Source organism: Novosphingobium sp. 11B, assembly GCF_054589055.1.
This window is the reverse complement of the sequence record NZ_BAAILP010000114.1, coordinates 186,245-196,096: the sequence shown is the minus strand read 5'-3', so window position 1 is coordinate 196,096 and position 9,852 is coordinate 186,245. Positions and strand designations below refer to the sequence as shown.

The 9,852-nt window shown below is 65.5% G+C and carries 8 protein-coding genes; 3 read left to right on the top strand and 5 right to left on the bottom strand.

Annotated features, from left to right (window positions below; genetic code table 11):
- Positions 1-81: 81 nt before the first annotated feature.
- From ACYPYD_RS11015 to ACYPYD_RS11005, 3 genes are all read right to left on the bottom strand, one after another.
- Positions 82-1,110: a DUF1838 family protein gene (locus ACYPYD_RS11015; protein WP_036529005.1), complete on the bottom strand. Its 1,029-nt coding sequence runs from the start codon at positions 1,108-1,110 to the stop codon at positions 82-84.
- 234 nt (positions 1,111-1,344) lie between these two features.
- A complete protein-coding gene (locus ACYPYD_RS11010) occupies positions 1,345-2,262 on the bottom strand; it encodes a LysR family transcriptional regulator (RefSeq protein ID WP_036529006.1) in 918 nt (305 codons plus the stop codon).
- 89 nt (positions 2,263-2,351) lie between these two features.
- Positions 2,352-2,912, bottom strand: coding sequence for a DUF3598 domain-containing protein (locus ACYPYD_RS11005; RefSeq protein ID WP_231958331.1), 561 nt, complete (start codon positions 2,910-2,912; stop codon positions 2,352-2,354).
- Positions 2,913-3,077: 165 nt separating this feature from the next.
- On the opposite strand from ACYPYD_RS11005, the gene ACYPYD_RS11000 reads away from it, so the two are divergent.
- A complete protein-coding gene (locus tag ACYPYD_RS11000) occupies positions 3,078-4,535 on the top strand; it encodes a flavin monoamine oxidase family protein (protein ID WP_459663137.1) in 1,458 nt (485 codons plus the stop codon).
- A 121-nt stretch (positions 4,536-4,656) separates the two neighbouring features.
- Positions 4,657-5,664: an alpha/beta hydrolase gene (locus tag ACYPYD_RS10995; protein ID WP_231958332.1), complete on the top strand. Its 1,008-nt coding sequence runs from the start codon at positions 4,657-4,659 to the stop codon at positions 5,662-5,664.
- A 19-nt stretch (positions 5,665-5,683) separates the two neighbouring features.
- Here ACYPYD_RS10995 and ACYPYD_RS10990 read toward each other — a convergent pair whose 3' ends face one another.
- Both ACYPYD_RS10990 and ACYPYD_RS10985 read right to left on the bottom strand, forming a co-directional pair.
- Complete coding sequence (locus ACYPYD_RS10990; protein ID WP_036529009.1) at positions 5,684-6,691, bottom strand: alpha/beta fold hydrolase; 1,008 nt, start codon at positions 6,689-6,691, stop codon at positions 5,684-5,686.
- 157 nt (positions 6,692-6,848) lie between these two features.
- Positions 6,849-8,054: an FAD-dependent oxidoreductase gene (locus ACYPYD_RS10985; protein WP_231958333.1), complete on the bottom strand. Its 1,206-nt coding sequence runs from the start codon at positions 8,052-8,054 to the stop codon at positions 6,849-6,851.
- 404 nt (positions 8,055-8,458) lie between these two features.
- Between ACYPYD_RS10985 and ACYPYD_RS10980 the strand changes: the two genes are divergently transcribed.
- Positions 8,459-9,852, top strand: a 1,394-nt coding sequence (locus tag ACYPYD_RS10980; protein ID WP_459663143.1) for an aldehyde dehydrogenase family protein, incomplete at its 3' end; no start/stop codon positions are given.

The window sequence follows — 9,852 nt, the reverse complement described above, 5'->3', positions numbered from 1 at the left end:
CGGCGGGGTTTTCTCCCCCTCCACCACCCGCTGCGCGGGCGGTCCCCCTCCCCATTCCTTCGGAACAGGGAGGATAAGGTTTCAGCCCAGCTTCTTCGGCGCGGCCGGGGGCTGCGGCGGGGACCAGCCCGCCGGAACCGGCGCGGGCTTCTGCTCGCGGGCGTAGTTCTCGAGGCTGGAGAGCGAAGGCCCGTAGTCCTCGGTCGGCGAGTGCAGCCACTTTTCGTCCATCGCGCGCGCGGCCTCGACGAGGTCCTGCGGCAGTTCCTTGATGCCGCCGGGCAGCGTCTGGAACGTGGTGAAGTAAGTGATGTGGCCGGGCGCCTGACCCATCAGCATCCAGGGCAGCCACGGCGTCATGCGCGTCCATGCGCCGATATGCGGGATGTGGGTGAGGTTGGGGTTCAGCACGTCCTCGCGCTTCACGGTGTAGATGAAGTGCTCGGAGACGCGGTTCATCACGCCCGAGGATTCGCGCGGCCACTTGTCGGGCTGCAGCGCGTTCGGATAGATCATGTCGATGTCGGTGTTGACGATCAGGGTGCCTTCCGGACCCTCCATCCAGTCCATCAGGAACGGCTTGGGCTCGGTCTTCACCTTCTGCAGCCCGCCGTAGCTCGGCGGCTCGGGGACCTTGTCGCTGATGGTGAAGTTGAACGGGTCGTTGGCGATCGGCACGACCTTGACCTTCTCGCCGGTATAGGGGTTGTCCCAAGTGTCCAGCAGCTTGCCGGTCTCGATGTCGCGATAGAACACGACTTCGCGCAGCATGCGGCGCCAACTGCCGTCGTCCAGGCGCTTCATGCGGGTGAAGCTGAAGCCCTCGGCGATGAACAGCGGGCGGATCTTCTCGTTGTCGCGCACGCCGAAGGCCTTGCCGCGCAGCCAGCCGCACTTTTCCTTGGTGGGATCGACGTCACCGTCGATGCGCGCATACGTATCGCGGTTCCACACCGGGTCCTTGAAGTCCAGCCTGGTGGTGAAATTCAGGCGCGACGCAGCCGTCGCGGACTTGCCGGCGGCGGACGCCACCGTGGGAAGCGCCGCCACGCCTGCGGCGATGGCCGCCAGGCTGAGGCCTTCGCGGCGGGTAAACGTGTTATTCGACATGAGCTGATCACTCCATGAGGCCGAGAGGCTATGTGCCGCGATGGGGATGGATGAAGCCGGGGCCAGCGTCGATCAAGCTCCCACGAATGATCGCCAGACAGATACGGCGGATCGCCGATCACAATTTTTGATCATTGAGTACGGTCAAGGCAGGCACGTCTATTGGCCCCGAGCCGCGCTGTCGGGCGCGGTCAGGGTGTTGTCAGGTGCCGCTAGGGTGCCTTTGGGTGCCGTTCAGTGCGCCTTGCGCATTGGTTCGAAGGCCGATTTCTCGAGAATTTCGCGCAGTGCCTTGCAGGCCGAAGTCTCGAAGTTCTCCGCCATGCTGACGAAGCCGAACTGCGAGGCGGTGACCTCGGTGCCGGGTACGCGCCTGAGGGTGCCGTTCTCCAGCTCCTCGGCAACCCGCTCGTCGGCGATCAGGCCGATGAAGTCGCCGCTGAGAACCAGCAGGCGAATAACGTCCATCGAGGCCGTCCGCACACTCTTGCGCGCGACATCGCGGCCTGCCGTCGCCATGACCGAGACGATGTCGCTCTGGCCCGGAAATGCGCCGACAATGGCGGTGTCGAACTCCACCCAGCGGTACTGGGAGATCGGGCGGCGCTTGGCGATATCGTCGAAAACCGGGTGCGTGGCGGCCGCGACGACGGAATAGTTGAGCGTTCCCAAAGGCTCGGTCAGCAGGGTGCCGCCATGTTCATCGTCAGCCGGGATGGCGCAGCAGGCGAAGTCGACCTCACCCTGCTGGAGACGGCCGAGGAGCTGCGAACTGAAGCCCTCGAATACCCGCAAGGTGGTCGAGGGGTACTGCTCCGAAAACTCGGCGATGCAGCGGGCGAAGGCGTCGGTCAGGAAGATCGAGTGCACGCCCATGTTGATCGTCTGGTTGTGCGTGCTGTCGGCGACTTCGTCGAGGATGCGCTCCTGTTCGCGGAAGATCAGCCGGGCGCGGCGGACCAGACGGTCGCACAGTGGCGTCGGGCGAATGCCGCGCGGGCCGCGCTCGAACAGGCGGCCGTTCAGCGTTTCCTCGAGCTGGTGCATGCTCCAGGTCAGGGCGGGCTGGGAGATGCCCAGATCGCGCGCCGCCTGCCGGAAGCTCCCGGCTTCGTAGATCGCCACCATGCGTTGCAGTTTGACCAGGTCCATGCGCGTCACCGTTGATCGTCGGGCTCGGGTTTGTCCAGCCTTGCCAGCGGGAAGGGGCCATCGGTAGCACTCCCCGCCGTGCAGGGCGTTCAGTTCTGCGGAGCGCCGGTGTCTTGGAAGTTCTGCCAGTCGCGGGTGACGAGGCGTTCGTCGATCAGCGTGCGCTGGTAGCATTCGCCGTCGCGGAACCACTGCCAGGTGCGGGCGCGCTTGGTGAAGTCCTCGTTCACCTGGATCATCTCGTAGAGATAGATGCCGGGCTCGTTGTGGCGGGTCCAGTTGAGGCAGGTCGAGCGATTGTAGTCGTCCGGCTGCATCGCGGCGGCCCAGCCCTTGATCAGCTCGTTGTCCCAGCGGATGCGGCCGTCTTCGTACCACGCCGGGAAGTCGCGCACATCGACGCGGCCGTCGTCCCAGAAGTAGTGGTTGGTCTGGTGGTATTCCTCGTGGCCCGGCTCGCCGACGAGGCGGCAGAACAGGCGCGAGCGATGCTGGTCGGTCAGTTCGCCGGTCTTCGCGTCGTAGTAGCGATACCAGCCTTCCCACACGCCTTCGTTGTTACACAGCAGAGGCATGGCTTCCCGGATGCCGGGTTGCGAGACCTTGTTCACCATCATCGCCACTCCATAAGATGTCTTGAAAATGCCCATCGGCTGCCCCTTGCCTAGTTGCAGGAGGTGCACGCGCGAGCCTTTTGCGTCCGATTGATCGCTGTTCGGTCATATTGATCGCTTGCCTGCCGGGTCCCGCGCGGGCGTGGCATTGGGGTGTCGAATCAGTTGATCACTGCAAGAGAGTCTAGGAGTCTTCGAGCCATGACGATGGACAGGCGTAGCTTCACCCTTGGTATGGCCAATGGCGCGATCGGTGTGGGAATGGCATCGATGCTGCCTGCTGCAGCACTCGCTGCCCCAGCCAAGAAGACAGCGGCCGGGCTCGACGTGCTGGTGCTGGGCGCGGGTGTCTCCGGCCTGCAGGCGGCGTGGATGCTGGAGGAGCAGGGGCTCAAGGTCGCCGTGCTCGAAGGGCGCCAGCGCGTCGGCGGGCGGGTGATGACGCTGCTGGACGAGCCGGGCTATCCCGAGATGGGCTTCAACTCGATGGGCGAGGGCTATGGCCGCGGCATCGACGCCGCGCAGCGCGCCGGGGTGACGCTGGAGGACATCGGCGGCCGATACCGCGTCGGCAAACCGCCCATGCTGTGGATGAACGGCCAGCCCCTCACGCGTGAGGAATGGGCGCGCCATCCCGGTAACCCGTTCCCGGATGCAATCAAATCGGTGCTCCCTGCCGAGATGGTAAACAAGCTGGTTGCCGAGCGCACGCCGCTCAAGGACTGGAACGCCTGGACCGACCCGGCCAGCGCCGTGCTCGACGTGCCGCTGCACGATTTCCTGCGCGCGCAGGGGCTTTCGGACCCGGCGATCCGCCTCGCCAACGATGTCTCGCCTTATTACGGCACCAATTCGTGGGACGTCTCCGCGCTGATGCTGGAGTTCAACGACGGCTTCGTGAAGGCCCAGTTCGAGGCGGGGACAAAGTCTTTCGGCGTCAAGGGGGGCAACCTGCACTTGCCGATGGGCATGGCCAAGCTGCTCAAGGGCGACGTCATCCTCGGCAAGGAAGTGGTCGCGATCGAGGCCACCGATAGCGGCTCGACCGTCTATTGTCGGGATGGCTCGACATTCAGCGCCAAGCGGGTGATCTGCTCGCTGCCGTTTTCGACGCTACGCTACGTGAAGATTCTGCCGGGCCTGTCCGGCGCGCAGGCGGAGGCGGTGTCGCAGATCGCCTATCAGCCGCTGTCGATGGCTTTCCTCACCGCCACCGCGCCGTTCTGGGATGAGGACGGATTGTCGCCCGGCATGTGGACGGACGGCCTCGCGGGCACCGTCATTCCGCAGCACTACGGCGCAACGCCGGAGGAAGTCACCGGCCTGCTGGTGCAGGCGCGCGGCGGCCTCGCCAACTACTGGGACCGTCTGGGCCGGGACAAGGCGCTGGCAATGATCGTTGCGCAGATCGAGGCGATGCGCCCGGCGGCCAAGGGCAAGCTGGTGGCGCGCACGTACTTCAGCTGGTCGCAGGAAGTCTTCAACGGCGGCGACTGGGCCTACTTCGGGCCGGGTCAGGTGAGTCGCCTCGTCCCCGAAATGTCCAAGCCCGCCGGTCGCCTGCACTTCTGCGGCGAGCATACGGCCACCGGCGCGCGCGGTCTCGAAGGTGCGCTGGAGTCGGCTGAGCGCGTGGCCCTCGAAATTCTCGAAGCCTGACGCAAACACTTCTCCGAAGTGCGATCAGTTTTCGTAATCACTGATAATAATTTCCATTGAATGCGCATGATCCGGGTGGTTTTCGGCCACCCGGATTTCGGCCGTTTCAGGGAGATTGCACGTGCGTCGTTCTCTTTGCGCCTTGCTGCTTGCGGTAACTGTTCTTTCCCCGGTGTCGGCCTCTGCCGCTCTTTCCACGCTCGGCAATGCGCCTGCGGGCCAGCAGGCCGATGGGGTGGAGGTGCAGGCGCCCACCGTGATCTGGCCCAAGGGCGCGCCGGAGCTGAAGGGCTGGCCGGGCAAGGCCAGCGCCCCGGTGACCGAAGAACTGCGCGATGACGGCGAGACGCTGTGGAACGTCACCGTTCCGTCCTATCAGGCGTTCCTGCCCCCGCCCGGCAAGGCCACGGGAGCGGCGATGATCATCGCGCCGGGTGGCGGCTTTCGCCTGCTCGCCATGCGGCATGAGGGGACGCGCGTGGCGGAATGGCTGGCGGAGCACGGCATCGCGGCCTTCGTACTCAAATATCGCCTGATCCAGACCCTTCCCGGCGAGACCAACGAGGCGATGCGCAAGCGGGTGGGCGCGACGATTCCCGCCGGTGTCGGCGGCGATCCGGGCGTTGCGGACGGGCTGGAAACCTTGCGGCTGCTACGCTCACGCGCGGCCGAGTACCGCATCGATCCCAAACGCATCGGTGTCGTCGGCTTTTCGGCGGGTGGTCATGTCGCGGGCATGATGGCTTTTGCTCCCGAGGCCGTCCGGCCCAATTTCGCCGGGCTGATCTACGGCATGCCGTTCGGTGCGAAGCTGCCGGAAATCCCGCCCGCGAACCTTCCCTATCCGGAAGGCGCGCCCAGCGATCCCTGGTTGCGACCTGCGGCCGAGCCCGCGCCGGGCCGCTTGCCGCCGCTGTTCCTGGCCATGGCGCAGGACGACATGGCGGTCGGCTATGGCTTCCGGCCCTTCTACGATGCCCTGTTCGCCAGCGGCTACCGCCCCGAAACCCACCTGTATGAGCGGGGCGGCCACGGCTTCGGCATGAAGCAGACCGGCGGCACGACCGACCATTGGCTCGAGGAATTCCGCTGGTGGATCGCGGGCGAGGGCTTCACGCCCGGTAACTAGCCGGGCGCGGGTTCCGGCCTCAGGGAGCGGTGGTTTCCGCAGGCAGATTGGGGGTGCCCGCCTCGACATAGGCGGCGATGAGCTGGGCGAAGCGCTCGGGCACTTCCAGCGGCGGATAGTGGCCGACGTCGGGCATCATCACGCGCGAGATTTGCGCGTTCTTGAGATAGCGCGCAATCGCATTAGCGGCCGATTCCGGCAGCAGGTGGTCGGCGGCGCCCCAGATCAGGAAAGTCGGCTTGCGGACCTTGGCCATTTCGACGGTGGCTTGCTTGCCATCGCCGATGCGGGCGACGAGGGCGATCAGGTTCTTCTCAGGGATACGGCGGTAGAAGTCATAGTATTCCTTGCGTGTCTGGGCGGAGATACGCGTAGCATCGCCTGCGAAATAGCTCAGGAATTCGTTCCAGAAGGTCTGGTCGCGAAAGCCTGTCTGCTTGGCCCGCTCGGTCGCGTCGGTGAACGACTTGGGCATGACGAGGTGGCTGGTATCCACCGGATCGGACGGGGTGTTCGACAGGATCAGCCGCTCGACGAGATCGGGGCGGCGGGCGGCCAGATACATGCCCATCGTGCCGCCGCTCGACACGCCGACGAACGTGAGCTTCTTCACGCCGAGGCGGGTGAGCAGTTCCACCGGAATGTCGGTCGGCTGCATCGTCTTCGCAGCGGTGTCGGTGGCGCCGTCGGACAGCCCGTAGCCGGGAATGTCGTAGCGGATGATGCGATAGCGGCCCTTGAGCGCCAGTGCGATCCGGTCCCACGTGCGCAGGCTGCTTTCCGAGCCGTGGACCATGAACAGCACCGGTGCGTTCCTGGGCCCTTCATCCTTGTAGTGGATCTTCAGCCCGCCGATCACGGCATAGCGGCTCTGCGCATCGGCATACTTGCGGCGCAGGTCCTCGATCGTGAGGTAGGGCAGGGCAGCCTTGGTCGCGGCTGCGGCGCTCTGCGCATGGGCGGCAGCCGGAACGAGGCCCAGCACCGAAATTGCGACTGTTGCGGCAAGCAGCGGAATGCGGATCATGGCTAACCTTCTTTATCGGGGACAGGCCGAGTTTATCGACTGCTTTGCCGATGTCCGAAAGATCGCCCGGACTATCCGACTGGCGGGCGTGCCCATACGCAAAGGCCCCGGCGAACCTGCGTCCGCCGGGGCCTCTATCTGTTTGCGATTCGGACGATCAGACGATCGCGGCCGCCTTTTCGAGACTGCGGAACATCGCCTGCTGTACGATGTACTCGTGCCGCGCATCGGCATCGGCCTCGAGGTGGGCGAGGTGCGTTTCGCGGGCATCGACCTTGTCCTCTACCGCCGCCTTGTTGGCGATGGTCTGCGCCTGCACGAAATCGCGCGTCACGGTGCGGCGCTGGCGGTCGTAGAGCGAGAGCTGCGCTTCGGCGTCCGCGCCTTCGAGGATCACGCGGCTCAGCTTCTCGACCAGGTTCACCGCATCATGGATGCCCGAGTTCATGCCGAAGCCGCCCAGCGGGTTGTTGAGGTGGGCGGAATCGCCCGCCAGCATGATGCGGCCCTGACGGAAGCTGTTCGCCACGCGCTGGTGGACGCGGTAGCAGGTGCGGTGCTCGGTCTGGACGGGAATGTTGACGCCCAGCAATTCGGCGAAAACCGCGTCCTTGGCGGCGTCGCTGGTCACTTCGGCGACCGAAGCGCCCGACTTCTGCGGCACGAGGACGCGCCACAGACCGGGAACCTTCAGCAGGACGCACCAGAACGGATCGCCGCTGACGTAGTTCACTTCCTTGACCCAGGGCAGGTGCTCCTCGATCGGATAGGCGGTCGAGAGGGTCAGGAAGGTTTCGTCGTAGGTGAAGCCATCGAAGCCGATGCCCAGCCACTTGCGCACGGTGGAATTGCCGCCGTCCGCGCCGATCAGGTAATCCGCGTGGAATAGCTTGATGTCGAACGGGGTTTCGACCGAAACCTGTACACCGTTGGAGCCCTGCACGCAGTTGGCGACCTGGTGCGAGAACAGCACTTCCGCGTTCGGCATCTCGGCCAGCTTGGCGGCGATCAGGCGGGTCAGCTTCCACTGCTCGCACTGCAGGCGATAGGGATAGGGCGTGATGTCGCCGATTTCGCTCATGTCGAGCGAGAAGGTACGGCCGGTGTTGCGGTTGCTGTATTGGTACAGCGGCGCGCGCAGGCCCTGGTCTTCCAGCGTCTGGCGCAGGCCGAGCTTTTCCAGCATCTCGAGCGTCGGCGGATGGAGGGTGGAGGCGCGCATGTCCTCAAGGCAGGTCGGCGCGCTTTCCAGAACGCGGACTGAAATCCCCTGCAGCGCCAGAGCATAAGCAGCCACCATGCCCACTGGGCCGCCACCGGCGACCAGTACCTGCGAGCGTGAATTGTCTAGTGGTAGCAGCAAGGCGTCCCCCGATGAGTAAATGCCTGTCAGGTAAGGTCGCCAAACGTCGCCGTGACTTGCACGACTGCGCGAAGACCGTCCCCCAGTGAACTGAAAACGACGTGTCGGACTGTGCGCCGCCTGCAGGACTGCCCTTCGACTTTTCGCGAATTCTGGTCCCAAGAGGCGCGCTGCCCTGTTTCGGCATAAGCGAGTTTGGCGGGAGGTGATCCGGTGATTGCACCGATGTTCGCGCTGCGATCACTCGGCCTTGATCACCCCTTGCCGTCCGGGGCATGTGGCAGAACGCAGGACAGGGAAACTCGGCCATGCCGGCCTACAGAATTGGAAAACCGATGTTACTTGACCCCAAGCCCCAGAGTTCCGCCGTTTCCGCGCTGCTCGATGCCCCCAAGGCCGCCCGCATGCTCATCGGCGGACAGTGGGTCGATGCGGCGGACGGCGCCGTCGTCGAGACTCTCGATCCGGCCAGTGGAAAGATCATCGGCACGATCCCTGACGCCTCCGCTTCCGATGTGGACGCCGCCGTCGCCGCAGCGCGCAAGGCGCAAGGGCCGTGGGCCGCGACGCCGCCCGCCGAGCGTGCGCGTATCCTCTGGAAGATCGCCGACCTTATTGAAGCGAACATCGACGAATTGTCGGAACTGGAAGCGCTCGACCAGGGCAAGCCGCTCTACGTGGCGCGCTGGGCCGAGATTCCGGGCGCGGTGGGCCAGTTCCGCTTCTTCGCCGGGCAGGCCATGGCGATCGAGGGGCAGACCATCACCCCGTCGATCACCTATCAGCCGCAGGGCAAGGAAATGCGCGCCTGGACCGTGCGCGAGGCCGTCGGCGTCGTTGCGGCGATCGTGCCGTGGAACTCGCCGCTGGTGCTCACCGCGATGAAGCTGGCCCCGGCCTTCGCGGCGGGCTGCGCGGTCGTGCTCAAACCGGCCGAGGACACCTCGCTCTCGGCGATTCGTCTGGGCGAACTGATCCAGGAAGCGGGCCTGCCCGACGGCGTGTTCAACGTGATCACCGGTCGCGGCGCGATTTCGGGTGCGGCGCTGGCCTCGCATCACGACGTCGACAAGGTTGCCTTTACCGGCAGCACTGCGACGGGCCGGGCGATTCTCGACGCGTCGAAGGGCAACCTCAAGCGCGTCAGCCTTGAACTGGGCGGCAAGTCGCCGGTCGTGATCATGGGCGATGCCGACCTGAACCTCGCGATTCCCGGCGCGGCGAACGCGATCTTCTTCAACGCCGGACAGGTCTGCGTGGCGGGGTCGCGCTCCTATGTCCACGCCTCGGTCTACGATCAGGTGGTCGAGGGGCTGGCGGCTTATGCCGGCGGGCTCAAGCTCGGCCACGGTCTTGACCCGGCGACGCAGATGGGGCCGCTGGTCAACGCGCGTCAGGCCGAACGCGTCAGCGGCTTCATCGCCGGTGCGCGCAGCGAAGGCGCGGCCATCGTCGCGGGCGGCGAGCGCCTTGGTCCGGCCGGCACTTTCATCACTCCGACCGTGGTGGCGAACGTGACCGCCAGCATGGAGATCGTGCGCGAGGAAGTCTTCGGCCCGGTTCTCGCCGTGCAGAAGTTCGATGACGTGGAAGAAGTCGTCGCGATGGCCAACGACAGCGTCTACGGCCTCGCCGCCAGCGTCTGGACGGAATCGCTCTCGCACGCGCATCGCCTGTCCTCGCGGATCAAGGCGGGTACGGTGTGGATCAACTGCCACTCGATGTACGACGCCAGCCTGCCGATCGGCGGCGTAAAGCAGTCCGGCTACGGCCGCGACAGCGGGCGCGAGGCGCTGGA